The sequence below is a fragment of the Mesorhizobium sp. CO1-1-8 genome, assembly GCF_020164875.1.
GTDB lineage: Bacteria > Pseudomonadota > Alphaproteobacteria > Rhizobiales > Rhizobiaceae > Mesorhizobium.
Map to the genome: position 1 here is coordinate 1 of NZ_JAIUGZ010000027.1, position 15,348 is coordinate 15,348.

The following is a 15,348-nucleotide window of genomic DNA, read 5'->3' on the forward strand; positions in this document are numbered from 1 at the left end:
ATCCCAGCGTCAGCCCGTTGATAAGCTGCTGGACAAAGTACTGCATGTGTACATGGCTCCCCTGGAATGTCGCCCATCCAGACGCATTCCTTTCTTCTTGTTGTCCTTCGGGCCTACTGGACCAGATGGTTCGTCTTGTTCCTTATCAGCCGCACCAGGCTGAGCGCCACCATCTCGGACGACTTCGTATTGTCGTCGAGCGGTTCGTTGTCGATCCGCAGCTCGAGCCGGCCGAAGGCCCCGGTGGCGACAACATGGTGACAGTTGCGACAGACTTGCGGATCGGCAACCAGCGTCATTCGGGTCCGGTCCAGGCCCAGGCCGGCGAGTGCGGAAATAACCGCGACATTGGCATTCTGCGGGAAGCGCGCAGCTGCCTCCCGCGCCGATCCGGTGAAGAAAGCCACCGCACTCTCGATCGCCGCGAGATCGACAAGTTGCTCAGCCGGACTGCCTCGCCAGGCCTGCGGTGATTTGATGATGGCATGTGTAACCTCGTCCAGTGGCAGCGCCGAAGCAGCGACGAGCGCCCCGATATCGCCGAGGGCGCCGGAGGGTACGACGAGCTGCCCGTCGGTTTCCCGGGCCACATGCAGCAGCCGGGACAACAAGGCATCGTCACAGAGCGCGCTGGTAGAGGAGATCGCCACGGATCGGCAATGCCGCAACCCGGCTTCGGCCCAGACCGGCACAGCCGCCCTGCCGGCCGCCTCTACCAATAAACCGATATCCAACCCGGCGAGGTCGTCGGGACCGGACAGCGCGCGGCATCCGGCCGGCAGGCCGTGGCGAGGCCTTGCGCCATCGCGCACAGCGACCGCGACGATCTCGATGTCGTCACTGTCGCGCAAGAGTTCAACCGTTCGCCGCGCTATGGCGCCCCAGCCTATCAGGCCTATCCGCAACCGTCCCTGACGCATGACATCCACTTCACGATGCTTGGGCTATCCCGGCGGGAGCTCCGCCGGGACGGTCAGCCCGCCGAGTCACAGCCGCACCCAACCCTCGGGCGGCACCTTGCCCGGGTGCAATGCCTTGCAATGCGGACATGTCCGCGCGGCCTCGTCGGCATAGAAGGCCTTGTAGATGGGCGGCAGATCCTCGACGATGCTTTCGAGGTCGACCTCGGCACGGTGCACGAGAGACGTGCATTCGAAGCAGTACCATTCGACCGCGTCCAGCAGCCCTTCGGCGCGCTTCGGCTCGATGACCAAGCCGACCGAGCCTTCCTGCGGCCGCTGCGGCGAGTGACGGACATGCGGCGGCAACAGGAAGATCTCGCCTTCGCGGATCGGCACGTCATAGAACTTGCCGTCGTCGATGACCTTCAGGACCATGTCGCCCTTGAGCTGGTAAAAGAATTCCTCGACCGGATCGTCATGGTAGTCCGTGCGCTGGTTGGGGCCGCCGACGACGGTCACCATCAGGTCGGCATCCTTCCAGACCTGCTGATTGCCGACAGGCGGCTTCAGCAGATGCTTGTGCTCGTCAATCCATTTCATGAAGTTGAAGGCTCTCAGTTGTCCCTGCATCGCTCCGCTCCTTCCCAGGCGTTTCGGTTGCTAGTCCTATATCGAACGTCGAAGTCCGCTTTGTTCTAGCGCGGCCCTTGTCGCTGTCTGTTCCTCGCCGGTGAGTTCGAGCAAAGGAGACCGCACATGCCCGCCGACCTGGCCGAGCAAACCCTGCCAGAACTTCTGATGGGCGTGCGGCTTTTCCGGCGGTCGGGTCGATTTCAGCGCCGCGCGGACAGGCTCGAGGCTGTCGCGGACTGCGCGGGCGGCAGCGATGTCGCCGGCAAAGGCGAGGTCCGTATATTCACGCATCCTCAGATCATGGCCGGTCTGCAGCAGATAGGGCGGCGAAGAGCATAGATAGAGCCGCCATCCGAGCTCGACGATGTTGTCCAGCCACTCCTCCTCGGAAGCGGTGCTGACCAGGATGCGATCGCCGGCAAGCTCTTGCAACTGCACATACATCGGCCGCGGCACGCTGTACTTGATAGCGACCACATTGTCCAAATCGGCGAGCCGGTTGCATAGCTGCGGGCTCATCAGATAGCCGCTGTCGGGATGGCTCCAGAGCGCGATCCCGATATCGACCTTCTCCGAGATCGTGCGGTAGTAATTGAACAGCGTCTCGTCCTGTTTGTGCAGGAAATGCAGGACAGGCGCATGCACCACGATATAGTCCGCGCCAATTCGCTGTGCGTGCCTGGCAAGGTCGATGACCACGTCGAGGTTCTGGTCGGAGCACGACATGATGGTCTGGGCACGGCCGGCGCAGGCATCGACGGCAATCTCGAAGCAGCGTTTGCGCTCTTCGACGGACATCGAAAAGAATTCGCCCTGCTTTCCGGCAACGAAGAAGCCGTCGATGTTCAGGTCGCTGATCCAATGGTCATAGTTGCGACGCATGCCGCCTTCGTCGATCGTCAGATCCTGCGAGAACGGCGCCAGGGCGGCCGCCCAGATGCCGCGCATCGTTTCGCGTGAGTGGCTTTTTGCGTCCTTCCTGGAATAGTTCATACTGTCCTCTCGGTCCCGACGGGCGAACCGTCCAAATTTTCAAATCGGATCGTGGCATCCGTCTCGATCGGACGCCTCAAATCATCCGATGCGACACGTTCTTGACGATCGTATAATTCAGGATCCCTTCGGCACCGCCCTCCCGGCCGAGCCCGCTTTCCTTGACACCGCCAAAAGGCGTCTCGGCGACCGAGGCTTCGAGAGTGTTGATCGACAGATTGCCGGCCTCTACCCCCTCCACAAGCCTATCCGCATTGCGCGCCGAATGGGTGAAGGCATAGGCGGCCAAGCCATGCGGCAGCGCGTTTGCCTTCTCGATGGCGTCGTCGAGCGACGAGACGGGATTGATCAGCGCCAGCGGCCCGAAAGGCTCCTCGCGCATCACGCGGGCATCGTCCGGAAGCTCGGTCAGCACGGTCAGCGGGTAGAAATAGCCGCTCTTGCCGAGCCTTTCGCCACCGGCGCGGACATGAGCGCCCTTCGCCCTGGCGTCGGCGACCAGTGTTTCCATCGCCTCGATGCGTCGAGCGTTGGCCAGCGGCCCCATCTGCGTGGAGGGATCAAACCCGTTGCCCACCGTCACCGCGCGAGCCTTTTCGACGAATGCCGCCACGAAGGCATCGTAGAGCGTCTCATGGACGAAGAAGCGTGTCGGCGAAGTGCAGACCTGGCCGGCATTGCGCGCCTTGCGGGTGGCCGACATGGTGGCCGCGGCCACAGGATCGACATCGTCGCAGACGATGACCGGAGCATGACCGCCAAGCTCCATCAGCACGGGCTTCATATGGCACGCCGCCATCCCCGTCAGCAGCTTGCCCACCGCCGTGGAGCCGGTGAACGCGACCAGCCGGATCGGGTCCTGTGGGATCAGGTATTCCGAAACCTCGGAAGGGACGCCGAAGACAAGATTGAGCACACCGGGCGGAAGGCCCGCATCATGGAAAGCGCGAGCAATGTGAATAGCCCCCGCTGGCGTTTCCTCCGAGGCTTTAAGGATGATCGAACAGCCCGCGGCCAGCGCCCCGCCGATCTTGCGCGCCGGCTGGCTCATCGGGAAATTCCAGGGCGAGAACGCCGCGACAGCGCCGATCGGCCGATGGAGCACGACATACTTTATGCCGGGCTCGCTGGGGATCACCCGCCCGTAGGTGCGCTGACCTTCGGCGGCATCCCATTCGAAGAACTCGCAGCCTCGGATAACCTCCAGCCGCGCCTGTGCCATGGGTTTGCCGTGCTCAAGCGTGATCGCATGCGCGATGTCCTCGATCCGCTCGCGCATCAGCGCGGCTGCGTTGAGCATGATGGCGGCACGCTTTGCCGGTGAGGTCCGGCTCCAGATTCTGAAGCCTTCCGCCGCGGCGGCCAGTGCGTCGTCAAGGTCTGCTTTGGTCGCCAAGGGGACTGTCCCGATGACGCTCTCGTCGGCCGGGTTAAGTACCCGCCATCCGTCCGATCCGCGTGTCCAGCGGCCGCCGATATAGTGTTGAAGGTCGGGATAGGACGGCATGAAAACCTCGGCGGCGCAAAGGACACTTAGCAAGAACGAAATCGCCGGGAGCCGCCGAGGCGTTCCCGATGCCCGAGAAGACCACACCAATCATCTATATGACAATGAGGTTTTATCGTATTAATTTATCGCCACTATCGATATATAGAACACCATGAAGATCACCATCAAACAAATCCAAAGCTTTCTCGCGGTAGCCGAATTCGGAAACTTTTCGGCGGCTTCGAGCCGGATGGGCCTGGCCCAATCGGCGATTTCACAGGCCGTCAAAGACCTCGAGGACGAACTTGCGGTCAGATTGTTCGATCGCACGACGAGGCGGGTCGAATTGACCGATGCCGGCCGGGAGTTCCGTAACTCGGCCTCGAAGATCATGGAAGATTTGCAGCTTGCGGTCAGGAGCGTGCATGATCTGGCCGAGCGACGGCGTGGCAAGATACGGGTCGCGGCGCCCCCGCTGCTGGCGGCAGCGGTTCTTCCGCATGCGATTGCCGAATTCCAGAGCCGTTATCCCGGCATCACAGTCGAACTGGCCGATGTCGGCACCGAGATGATCGTCGAGAGCGTAAGATCGGGAAAGGCGGATTGCGGGCTCGGTACATTCCCGCCAGCGGAAGCCGGGATCGAACGGATCATACTGGTTCGCGACACATTGATGCTGTTCTGCAGCGGCAAGAGCACGCTTGCGAGCAACGAAACCACGTCCTGGACGGACCTCCAGCGCCATCCCATCATCACCTTGACGCGCGATAGCGGTATCCGCCTGCTGGTGGAGGTCGGGTTCGAGATGGCGCAACTCCCCTTGAAGCCGGCTTACGAAGTCTCACAGATCACAACCGCGATTGCCTTGGTTGAAGCCGGGCTGGGTGTCTCGGTGCTGCCGTCCTATGCCCTGACGGCCGTTGGAACCCGGGGCGGCGCGGTCGGAAAAACGCTCGTCGAGCCGAGCATTTCGCGCGACGTGGTCATGATCCACGCCACGGGCCGCTCCATCTCTCCGGCGACCTCGGCATTTGCGGCGGTAGTCAGGCGGTATGCACAGAAACTCAGCCCCGCAAAGCAGTAGTGCCTTGCCGATCGCAGTTTGCGTCGACGGCTCGGCCGAGGGGAAAGCGGGGCTGTCGCCCTGCGTCGTAGGGATCAGATTCCAATGATGGCGCGACCGCGCTATTGAGCGTGCAGGAGGATCGAGGGGGCGAGAGGCTAATGAGTTCGTCTGTCAGCGACAGAATGCTTTCGTTGCGGCCGGTGGCCAGCTGATCTCCACACGACCGAAGAGCATTGCCTTCACAGGATAGATACTGCGGGAATGCGACGGCCGGGGGATGAAACTCGGAATTCCTCTCAAACGCAAAAACCGCCCCGGTTAGACCGGGACGGTTATTGATTTATGATGAAATTGGTTGGGGTGACAGGATTTGAATCTGCTAACCTCGCTTGCGAAGTCTCTTCAACAGATGAACTCGTGGCAGCGCTGTATTGGCGGTAGCGCTCTAGTGATACGAACCCCTGAAATCTGCGACCAGGAAATTCTGCCCACCCATCGTCTGTCCGATTTGTACGCCGCCGCCTCCTTTTCAGCGAAGTAGCCAACAAGACGGCTGTTGCGCAGGGTTATAGTCGCTAGATGGACCGCACAAACTCACGTTCACTGGAGTATGCGGATTTTGTCAGGTCCACGGCTTACGGTTCCCAGATCGAGTGGCGTCAATGACGAATGACGCCATCTACTATCCGCCGCGAGGCCTTTCACGCGATGAAGCAGCACGTTACATCGGTGTCGGATCCACCCTCTTCGACGAAATGGTTGCCGACGGCCGCATGCCGAGCCCTAAGCAGGTCAACAGTCGCACGGTTTGGGATCGTGTGGCACTTGATATTGCCTTCACCTCACTACCGGACAAAAGCAACGATCTCCAAAAACTGTTGGAGGCCAGCAGATCGGAGGGGAGGAAAAGATGAAAAGTACGCACCTTGCGTATACGCGTGTAGCGTAGTAAAGTTCACAACTGTGCGAAAGGGCTGACGTGAGCGAGAATGAGGAGCTTGCCCAAGATGTGAAAGCCTGGCGAGCCAAGGAAGGATTCACTGCCGAAGCTGCGGCCAAGATGTTGGGAATCCCGAAACGCACCTATGAAGGTATCGAGCAAGGCCGAGGATTCCCCTACCCGCTGCTCTTGCGCGCTGCAATGAAAGCAATGCTCTCAAGGCAATACAGGAGAAACCTTCGCGTAAGGATTAGCCGCGGCGGAAGCGCTTGAGGAGAGATTAATTGGCAAGACCATTCAAGGATTCCCGCTATCCGGGCGTCTCCTCTCGCGTCAAAAACGGCAAACTACTTTATCGCTACCGAGCAAAAGGCCTCCCCGAGCTTCGACTTCCCGGCAGGCCCGGTGATCCGGAATTCGAAGCCGAGTATCAGAAGGCGACACAGGGCCTTGTCAAGAAGGCCGCGATCACTGATCTGCCTGGTCGGGCGCAACCGAGGACGTTCGGCCATGCGGCGCGCCGACTTGAGACCACGATGGAATGGTTGGATTTTGACGAAGCGACGCAGCAGAAGAACGCTCGGCTGATCGAACGCTTTCTCAACCTGAAGGTCGATCCGAAATACCCGCTTGCCTGGCGCGATACTCCTGTCGAACACCTCGACGCGGACCGGCTTCGCGCCATCATCGAAGGTATCTTTGCGACCAACCGCACGGTCGCCAAGCACATGCTGGTAGCCATCAAGAAACTGCTATGGGTCGCGAACGAGGTTGAGAAATGGATCAAACCTCAAGACGATCCGTCGTTATCCATCCGCGTGCGGGTGCCCAAATCGACAAGGAATCCCGCTTGGCCGATCGCGATCCGTGAGAAGTTCGAGGCACGGCATCCCGTTGGTACGCCGGCGCGCACTTGCTACGTGCTGGGCTTTTGGCTCGGAAATCGGCGCGGTGATATCGCCACCTTGGAGTGGGACGACCTCGTAACGGAGGAGATTGAGCTGTTCGACGGCTCGCTGGAGTTGATCGAAGCCTTTGATTTCCGCCAGAAGAAGAACCGCAACCGCCACGGCGGGAGGGAGATGTTCATTCCCGTCGTAGGCAAGCTGGCTTCGGCCTTGGAACCGCTGGACCGCTCGCAGGGCGGCACGGTCTTGAAGAGTGGCTACAAACGGGCGTTCTCCGAAAAGAGCCTGACCGGTATGATGCAGCACTGGAACCGCCAGGCAGAGATTCCCGACGGCTACACGCTTCACGGATTGCGTCGCACCTTTGGCACGTACCTTGCTGAATGCAACGTTCAGGCGCGCGCCATTATGGAGGCGATGGGCCACTCATCGATGACTGTGACGGACGACTATGTCCGTGAGGCAAACAAGAAGCGGATCGCGGTCGACATCGCTCGTGCCATCAACGAGCGTGAGGCCAAACGCGACGCCATGAAGCGACGCGCAGCCCTGCGAGTCGTCAGGTGATCAAATTGAGATGGAACAAAAGGTGGCCGACACAGCACTAGCGGGCCCACAACGGGCCCAAAACGTTTTGGGCCGAGGGCACTTTTACCAATGAAATCATAGCGTATGGTGGGCCCGGAGGGACTCGAACCCCCAACCAAGCGGTTATGAGCCGCCGGCTCTAACCATTGAGCTACAGGCCCCACGCGGGCTGGATTAATGTTTTTCGCTTCGCGGCACAAGGCTTTCCCGATGGGCTTCCCCAGATCGCCCAAATCAACCCATAATCGCGCTCTACGCGACGTCTGCGACTTGATCGCAGACCAAGGAGATTTTCATGACCAGACATCTTTTGCCTCTCGCGCTCGCCGCTGCAATCGCTTTTCCGGCGATGGCTGGAGCCACCGATCTGCCGACGCCGCCCCGCATCATCGTGTCGGGCGAAGGCGAAGCAACCGTAGCCCCCGATCTGGCGGTCCTGACGCTGAGCGTCATGCGCGAGGCCAAGACCGCGCGCGCCGCGCTCGACGCCAACAATGACGCCATGGCCGCCGTGATCGCGGCCATGAAGTCCGCCGGCATCAAGGACCGCGATCTGCAGACCGCCGGCATCCAGATCAACCCGCGCTACAACTACACCAACAAGCCGGACGGCAGCCAGGAAGCCGAACTCGTCGCCTATCAGGTGACCAACACGCTTTCGGTGCGGGTGCGCGATGTCGACAAGACCGGCGAGATCCTCGACAAGGCGGTGTCGCTCGGCGTGAACCAGGGCGGCGGCATCGCCTTCACCAATGACAACCCGGCAGCCACGGTCACCGAGGCGCGCAAGAAGGCGGTCGCCAACGCCATGGCCAAGGCCAAGACGCTGGCCGAGGCCGCAGGCGTCAGCCTCGGCCGGGTGCTCGAGATCACCGATCAGAACATTGCGCCGACGCCAATGCCGATCAACGCCAAGGCCTTCGACGCGGCCGGTGCGGCGGCTCCGGTGCAGGCTGGCGAGAATTCCTACAATGTGCAGGTCACCGTCACCTTCGAACTGAAGTAAGCGGCTCTGACGATGCGTTGCCGAGCCTGGCCACGGCAATCATCAGCCAATAGCGCGCATGAAAAACCCCGCGGGATTGCTCCCGCGGGGTTTTTCGAGCCACACCCTTCAAACGGAAAGGGGCTCCGCTAGTCCCAGCTGATCTTGCTAAAGATCATGCTGCCCAGCCGTGTCCGGGCTGATCCTCGCAGAGGATCAGCCCTCCAGGATCCGGCCAAACCCGAGCTTAGCGATAGATAACCGGGCAGCCGCGCTCATTGGCGAAAACGACGACGACGCGGTCGCCATCCTGGCGGCCCGCCACTTTCACCGTACGACGGCTGACGTCGACAATGCGGACACGGTGGAGGCCCATGCGTTCGGCCTTGTCGAGGGCGCGGTCCGGCGAGCAGCCACGGCGCCAGTCGCCACGGCGCTCGTCACGGCGATGGCGATAACCGTCGTCACCGGTATAGACGCCGAAACGCGGATCGTTGTTGTTGCCGAAGCCGAGATAGAGGCTGTCGGCGTGAGCGGGAACGGCCGCCAGCGTGCCGAGACCGACCAGGGCCGAAAGGGCTGCCGTCTTGATCGTGTTGAACATCGTCTTCTCTCCTTTTTGCGGGCCTTCGCCCGTCCTCGTGAACCGATGGGGGGAGAATGCGCTTGCCTGTCTGAACTCTTTACGAACCTGCCGTTCATCTCCGGTTCATATGGCGGGAAGAAGGAAAGTTCCGGCCATTCGCCATCGTCCCCAGCCCCTGGTGAAGCCCAGAACGCCTGACTCGGCGCCCGGTTCCGACCCCGCGGATTGGCCCAATGCCTTCGAACGCCGGGCTCTCGCTCACCGCCGCTGGCCCTACGGCTCCTCGTCCAGCACATAGTCAAAATAGTCTTCCGGCTCGGCAAGATCGGTTTCGCTCGCCTCGACCCGGCCGCGCATCGAGATGCCGGCTTCATGCACGGTCTCGGCGCTGCCAGACACCAGCCGGTGCCACCAGTAGAGGTCGCGGCCCTCGGCCACCAGCCGATAGGCACAGGTACTGGGCAGCCAGCTGATGGTGCGCACATTCTGCGGCGTCAGCCCGACGCAGTCGGGAACGCGCGCCAGCCGGTTGGCGTAGTCCGAACAGCGGCAGGTCTCGGCGTCGAACAGCCGGCAGCCGACGCTGGTCCAGTAGATCTCGCCGGTGTCCTCATCCTCGAGCTTCGACAGGCAGCATTTGCCGCAGCCGTCGCACAGCGATTCCCACTCGGCCGGGCTCATCGCCTCCAGCGCCTTGGTTTTCCAGAATGGCGTTTCCATCTCCGGGATGTGGCCCCGGCCGCGGGCAAGGTCAAGCGCGGCAATGGTCGCAATTGCGGTATCGCCAGGTGAATGACATGAAGTTGTCTTCAAAAGGTCGGTCAATCGCCCCGTACGGCCTCTATCCGTGCCAGACTGGAACCAATCGGCACAAGATCGGTTTCGGCAAGGATGGGACCCCACAAGGAGAATTTTCGATGAAACGCCAACCACGGATTCTGGCCGGCACCGCACTTGGCCTGCTCATGGCATCCGCGCCGTTGGGCGCGTTCCCGCTTCAGGGAGGTGCCGCATTCGGCCCCGCCCAGCGCACGTCCGCCCCATTCATTTTGACGCAAGCAGCGTGCGCCGAGGGCGAATCGGCCGAAGCCTGTGCGCAGAAGCAGCAGGCGGAACCCGAACAGAAGCGGGAGCGCAAGAAGGCGGAGCCTGAACAGCAGGCCGCGCCTGCCCAGAACGAGCAGCCCGCCGAGGAGCAGCAGCCACGCCGGAAGAAGCGCGACCAGCAGCAGCAGACCGAGCAGGCGCCGGCCGAACAGGCAGCACCCGCCGAGGAACAGCAGCCGCGCAGGAAGAAGCGTGATCAGCAGCAGCAGACCGAGCAGGCGCCGGCCGGCCAGGCGGAGCCGGCCAACGACAATCAGCCCACCGAGCAGGCCAAGCCACGCAAGAAGAACAAGCAGGATCAGCAGGCCCAACCTGAAGTCGCCCCGACACCGAAGGAAGCTCCCGCTGGAGCGGCGACGGCCCCTGCCGGCGAACAGCCCGCGGCCCAGGGCGAGCAGCCCCAGGACACGACGAAGAAGCGCGTCAGGAAACCTGTTGGCGAGCAGCCGGCGACAGCCGAACAACCTGCCACCGGCGAACAACCAGCCAATGGTCAGACGGCGGCACCTGCCCAAGGTGAAAACCCGGTGCGGGGCGAAGCACCTGCCGATCCCAACGCTGCCCCCATCCTGGACAGCCAGAAGGATGCCGAGCGCAAGGGCGGCGGCCGGAAACACGGCGACAAGAACACCCAGCAGAATGGCGAGCAACAGAATGGCGAGCAGAGCGGCGATCAGGGGCAAAAGCCGGTGGCCGCTCCCGTCGACCAAGGCCCGCCTCCGACCGACGACAGGGCTGCACAGCAGGAGATCAAGCCCGAGAAGATCGCTCCGGTGACGGAGGAAAAGGGTACGCGCGTAGAACGTGCACCCGATGAGAACGTCCGCGACCGCCGGCGTCCGAAAGGCGTCGACGTCGTCAGGGAACTCGGCGACCGCGTCATCCTGCAGTTCAACAATCAGACGTTCGTCGAGAGCAATGACGCCCCGCGCATGACCCGCGGTGCCAGGAACGTCTATTATGAGGACCTGTCGGGCGACCGCACCCGGGAAATCGTCGAGCGTGACAACGGTGTTCAGATCGTCACCATCCGCAATCGCTATGGCGACGTCATCCAGCGTTCGCGCATTGCGCCGGATGGACGCGAATATGTGCTGAGCTATGTCGACGAGCGGCATTATCAGGACGACAGCGACTGGCGTGATCCCGGCGATGACCTGCCGCCGATGCGGCTGACCATCCCGCGCGAGGAGTACATTCTGGACTCCGAGGATGTCCAGGATCCGGACGACTACTACACCTTCCTCGAACAGCCACCGGTGGAGAAGGTCCAGCGTCTCTACTCGATCGACGAGGTCAAACGTTCGGCCCGTGTGCGCGACATCGCACGTCGCGTCGACCTCGACACGCTCAACTTCGAATTCGGTTCGGCCTCGATCTCCGACACCGAGGTGCAGAAGCTCGAGGGCGTTGCGACGGCCATGGAGAAGCTGTTGAAGAAGAACCCGGCCGAGACCTTCCTGATCGAGGGTCACACCGACGCCGTCGGTTCGCCGGAAGCCAACCTCGCTCTGTCCGATCGCCGCGCGGAAGCGGTGGCGGAAGCGCTCACCAATGCGTTCGGCATCCCGCCGGAAAACCTGACGACGCAGGGCTATGGCGAGGAGTATCTGAAGGTCAACACGACGGCGCCGAACCGCGAGAACCGACGCGTCGGCATTCGTCGCATCACCTCGCTGGTGGCACCGGTCGCCAGCAACAATTAGGTCATGATTTCAAAACCATGACCTGGTTTGCGGAATCGGCACGAGAAGCATCCATCCCCGGCCCTGCCGGGGATGGATCGACATGCCGGGTTCAACAAGAATTGTACCGGTATGCAACCGGGCTCATTGAATAGAAGGCGCACCTACCCCAGATTCAGGGCTGGGCGTTCCCTGCCCCGTCCCGACTCCAGCGGGACGCATTGAGCCCCGCCGGACCCTCTCCGGCGGGGTTTTTTGCTTTGCGAACTTTGTCTTGCAAACCGGGGTGACCTAGCCGAAATACGGCTTGCTCCCCGTAGAGAACTGACCGGAACCACCTCATGAAGCGTCTCGAGCTCGCCATCGAATCGATCATTCTTGCCTCACGCTGGCTGCTGGTCGTCTTCTATCTCGGGCTGGGCGTGGCGTTGGCGATCTATGCGCTGTCCTTCGGCAAGAAGCTTTATGAATTCATCACCCTGGCGTTCACGCTCGGCGACACCGACACGATCCTGAAAATGCTCGGCCTGATCGATGCCGCACTGGTCGCCTCGCTGGTGGTGATGGTCATCATCTCGGGCTACGAGAATTTCGTTAGCCGCTTCGACGACCAGGACGGCGGCGTGCACTGGCTGGGCACGATCGATGTCGGCTCGCTGAAGGTCAAGGTCGCCTCGACCATCGTCGCCATCTCGTCCATCCACCTCTTGCAGGTGTTCTTGAACTCGTCGTCCTACACGACCGATCAACTGATGTGGCTGACCATCATCCACCTCGCCTTCGTCGTCTCGGCCCTCATGCTCGCCTATATCGACCGGCTGATGGGCCTGAGCAAAGGCAAGAAGGACGAGGAGGGCTGACGCCCGCCAGGCGTTGAATCATTCCGGCAGGATCGAAGCTCTATCGCCTTGCATGGGCAGGATTTCCCGGCGCTCGATGATTGCCGATTGGCTGCCTCGAGCCCCTAATAAATTCCCTTTATCTTCGTGTCCGTCCGCGCAAACACGTCGTCCGGCACGAAGAAATCGCCGGCCAGTGGCCCGGTCGCTCCCGGCGCGTAGACCGAAAAGTCGCTGACGCCCTCGGCGCGCAGCACCTCCTCGTCAATGTAGAAATTGCCTGATGTCTCGCGCGCCGGCCGCATGAAGATAGCATGCGCGGCATCGGCCATAATGTCGGGCCAACGGCTCATCGCCGCCACCGTCGCGCCGCCAAGCAGATTTCGCACTGCCGCCGTGTCGATGGTCGAGATCGGCCATAGCGAATTGACCGCGATGCCGTCCTTGGCGAATTCGGCGCTCATGCCAAGCGTGCACATCGACATGCCGAATTTGGCCATGGTGTAGGCGACATGGTTCTTGAACCATTTGGCCTTCATGTCGAGCGGCGGCGCCAGATTCAGGATGTGAGCATTTTGTGCCAACTTCAGGTGCGGAATACACATTTTGGACACCAGGAAGGTGCCGCGCGTGTTGATCTGATGCATCAGGTCGTAGCGCTTCATGTCGGTCTCCAGCGTTCCGGTGAGCTGGATGGCGCTGGCGTTGTTGACGCAGATGTCGATGCCGCCGAACCTTTCCACGGTCCTGGCGACCGCCTCGGCCACCTGTGCCTCCTCGCGGATGTCGCACAGTACCGGCAGCGCCTTGCCGCCGGCCTGCTCGATCTCTTCGGCAGCGCTATAGATTGTGCCCGGCAGCTTCGGATGCGGTTCGGCGGTCTTGGCGGCGATCGTCACATTGGCGCCGTCGCGTGCGGCGCGCAGCGCGATCGCCAGCCCGATGCCGCGCGACCCGCCGGAGATGAACAGCGTCTTTCCCTTGAGCGACATTTCCTTGCGCCTCCCTTGCTACACAATAGGCGCGAAGCTTTGCGCGGCGGGCGACCACAGCGCAAGACCCGACACGCTGGACAGCGAGTTACGCAGCGTAGGGTTTAAGACTAAACCAGCACCAACCCCTGCCGCATCGCAATGGCGATCGCATCGGTGCGGTTGGCCGCACCGAGCTTGATCAGGATTGCGGCGACGTGGAACTTCGCCGTGTGCACCGAAATATTGAGCCGGCGCGCGATCACCTTGTTGGGCGCACCCTCGGCCAGCAGCGCCAGCACTTCCCCCTCGCGCGGCGACAGCGAAGGCCGGACGACATGCTCGTCGGAGGCTTCATCCTCGAACGGCTCACCATCGCCGGTATTGAAATGCTCATGGCGCCCGCTTCTGCCATCGCCCGATACACGATAGCCGGCCGCGGCCAGCCGCGCCGCCGCAGCGATCAACAGATCGTCCGCGCCCGCGGGCAGGACGGCCAGCACCTCACTGGCGGGCCGCTCGACGTTGGCGCGTCCCGACAACAGCACCCGTGGAATGGAGGCCGGCACAGCATCACCGCTGCTGTCGTCAACGATGGCTACATCGGCTCTGCCGACCACGACCGGCAACAGATCATCGCTCGCCGCAAGCGAGGCCGCCAGGCGCTCGGCGCGCGATGCATCGCCAAGCGCAATCAGCACCACCAGCCGCCGCGAGACGGCACCGTCAGTCATGATCCGGTCGCTGGTGAGCGTGTCCATCACTCCTCTCAGGAAAGCGGCTTTTCGCCGATCGTCAGCGCGACATCGCGCTGTTCGCCGCCGCGCACCACGCCGAGCGTCACCGAAGCGCCGGCGCTGTCGGGCCCGAGTCTACGGATCAGGTCGCGCGGGCCATGCACGGCCTCGCCGTTCCACGCCACGATGATGTCGCCGAGCGAGAGACCGGCGGCCTTGGCAGGACCCTCGTCATCAAGGCTCATCACCATCGCGCCATGCGCGTCGCGGTCACGTACCGGATGCAGGCCGGCGCCGAGATAGCCGCGCGCGACATAACCTTTCTCACGCAGGGTCGCTACCGCCCGCTCGATCGTCTCGTAAGGCATCACCAGCGCCCTGTGGCGCGGTCCGAACAACAGCATGCCGATCAGCGCGCCCTTGGCGTCGAGCACCGGGCCGCCTTCGAAGCGGCCGCCGGCGCCGACGGCGAGATTGATGCGCCGGTCGATGGTGCCGCCGCGCAGCGAGCGCCAGGCCGGACCGACTTCGCCGACCGAACCCGACACGGCCAGAGCGGAGCCCTGGCTGTTGCCGATGGCAATGGCGAGATTGCCGGGCCGTACCGCATCGGCCTTAGCCAACGGCGCGGCGCTGACGGTCCCCGCCGGCTTCAGCAGGGCAACGCCGGTCGACGGATCGCGGCCGATCAGTTCGGCCTTCACCGTCTCGCCCGAGGCCAGCACCAGTTCGATCTCCTCGCCAGCCTCTGCAGCCTCCTCGGCGGTGACAAAATATCCGTCACGCCAGTGGAAGGCGCTTGCCGTGCGGTGATGATGCGTAGCGAAACTCGCCGTTGCCGGTGCCGCCTTGGCGGCGAGATCGGCGATGGCTTGCGAAAACGCACTCAGATTGAAATCGCTCATATTGGTCTCCTGGG

Annotated in this window: 16 protein-coding genes and 1 tRNA gene; 7 read left to right on the forward strand and 10 right to left on the reverse strand. The window is 62.4% G+C overall.

The genetic code is table 11. The features are described from left to right. Positions 1-113 precede the first annotated feature (113 nt). The 4 genes from LB558_RS31370 to LB558_RS31385 form a co-directional block, all read right to left on the reverse strand. Positions 114-920 carry an aspartate dehydrogenase gene (locus tag LB558_RS31370; RefSeq protein WP_224701071.1) on the reverse strand — a complete coding sequence of 269 codons (807 nt, stop codon included), beginning with the start codon at positions 918-920 and terminating at the stop codon, positions 114-116. A gap of 66 nt (positions 921-986) precedes the next feature. Next, entirely contained in the window at positions 987-1,532 is a 546-nt protein-coding gene (locus LB558_RS31375; protein ID WP_224701073.1) for a 3-hydroxyanthranilate 3,4-dioxygenase, read from the reverse strand. 36 nt (positions 1,533-1,568) lie between these two features. After that, positions 1,569-2,528, reverse strand: coding sequence for a dihydrodipicolinate synthase family protein (locus LB558_RS31380; protein WP_224701075.1), 960 nt, complete (start codon positions 2,526-2,528; stop codon positions 1,569-1,571). A 76-nt stretch (positions 2,529-2,604) separates the two neighbouring features. Further along, positions 2,605-4,035, reverse strand: coding sequence for an NAD-dependent succinate-semialdehyde dehydrogenase (locus LB558_RS31385; RefSeq protein ID WP_224701077.1), 1,431 nt, complete (start codon positions 4,033-4,035; stop codon positions 2,605-2,607). Positions 4,036-4,189: 154 nt separating this feature from the next. On the opposite strand from LB558_RS31385, the gene LB558_RS31390 reads away from it, so the two are divergent. The 4 genes from LB558_RS31390 (at position 4,190) to xerC (ending at position 7,498) form a co-directional block, all read left to right on the forward strand. Continuing rightward, complete coding sequence (locus tag LB558_RS31390; protein ID WP_224701080.1) at positions 4,190-5,101, forward strand: LysR family transcriptional regulator; 912 nt, start codon at positions 4,190-4,192, stop codon at positions 5,099-5,101. A 644-nt stretch (positions 5,102-5,745) separates the two neighbouring features. Continuing rightward, complete coding sequence (locus LB558_RS31395; protein ID WP_224701082.1) at positions 5,746-5,997, forward strand: helix-turn-helix transcriptional regulator; 252 nt, start codon at positions 5,746-5,748, stop codon at positions 5,995-5,997. A gap of 65 nt (positions 5,998-6,062) precedes the next feature. Beyond that, positions 6,063-6,296 carry a helix-turn-helix domain-containing protein gene (locus LB558_RS31400; protein WP_224701083.1) on the forward strand — a complete coding sequence of 78 codons (234 nt, stop codon included), beginning with the start codon at positions 6,063-6,065 and terminating at the stop codon, positions 6,294-6,296. Positions 6,297-6,307: 11 nt separating this feature from the next. Next, positions 6,308-7,498 carry a tyrosine recombinase XerC gene (xerC, locus tag LB558_RS31405; RefSeq protein WP_224701085.1) on the forward strand — a complete coding sequence of 397 codons (1,191 nt, stop codon included), beginning with the start codon at positions 6,308-6,310 and terminating at the stop codon, positions 7,496-7,498. A 106-nt stretch (positions 7,499-7,604) separates the two neighbouring features. Here the strand turns inward: xerC and LB558_RS31410 are convergent. Continuing rightward, positions 7,605-7,680: transfer RNA gene (locus LB558_RS31410), tRNA-Ile, on the reverse strand. A gap of 134 nt (positions 7,681-7,814) precedes the next feature. Here LB558_RS31410 and LB558_RS31415 point away from each other — a divergent pair. Then, positions 7,815-8,525 (forward strand): SIMPL domain-containing protein, encoded by a 711-nt coding sequence (locus LB558_RS31415; protein WP_224701087.1) that lies wholly within the window; start codon positions 7,815-7,817, stop codon positions 8,523-8,525. Between the two features lie 226 nt (positions 8,526-8,751). On the opposite strand, the gene LB558_RS31420 is transcribed toward LB558_RS31415, so the two are convergent. Next, complete coding sequence (locus tag LB558_RS31420; protein ID WP_127256117.1) at positions 8,752-9,108, reverse strand: hypothetical protein; 357 nt, start codon at positions 9,106-9,108, stop codon at positions 8,752-8,754. Between the two features lie 255 nt (positions 9,109-9,363). Further along, positions 9,364-9,810, reverse strand: a complete 447-nt coding sequence (locus LB558_RS31425) for a YcgN family cysteine cluster protein (protein ID WP_224701088.1) — start codon at positions 9,808-9,810, stop codon at positions 9,364-9,366. Between the two features lie 197 nt (positions 9,811-10,007). Here LB558_RS31425 and LB558_RS31430 point away from each other — a divergent pair, with 197 nt between their 5' ends. Both LB558_RS31430 and LB558_RS31435 read left to right on the forward strand, forming a co-directional pair. Beyond that, a complete protein-coding gene (locus tag LB558_RS31430) occupies positions 10,008-11,903 on the forward strand; it encodes an OmpA family protein (protein ID WP_224701090.1) in 1,896 nt (631 codons plus the stop codon). Positions 11,904-12,223: 320 nt separating this feature from the next. After that, positions 12,224-12,742 (forward strand): TIGR00645 family protein, encoded by a 519-nt coding sequence (locus tag LB558_RS31435; protein ID WP_127256123.1) that lies wholly within the window; start codon positions 12,224-12,226, stop codon positions 12,740-12,742. 104 nt (positions 12,743-12,846) lie between these two features. Here the strand turns inward: LB558_RS31435 and LB558_RS31440 are convergent, their stop codons facing one another. The 3 genes from LB558_RS31440 to LB558_RS31450 form a co-directional block, all read right to left on the reverse strand. After that, on the reverse strand, positions 12,847-13,713 hold the full coding sequence (locus LB558_RS31440; RefSeq protein ID WP_224701092.1) for an SDR family oxidoreductase: 867 nt from the start codon (positions 13,711-13,713) through the stop codon (positions 12,847-12,849). Positions 13,714-13,823: 110 nt separating this feature from the next. Then, positions 13,824-14,453 (reverse strand): helix-turn-helix transcriptional regulator, encoded by a 630-nt coding sequence (locus LB558_RS31445; RefSeq protein ID WP_224701093.1) that lies wholly within the window; start codon positions 14,451-14,453, stop codon positions 13,824-13,826. 8 nt (positions 14,454-14,461) lie between these two features. Continuing rightward, positions 14,462-15,334: a S1C family serine protease gene (locus LB558_RS31450; RefSeq protein ID WP_224701095.1), complete on the reverse strand. Its 873-nt coding sequence runs from the start codon at positions 15,332-15,334 to the stop codon at positions 14,462-14,464. Between the last annotated feature and the right edge of the window lie 14 nt (positions 15,335-15,348).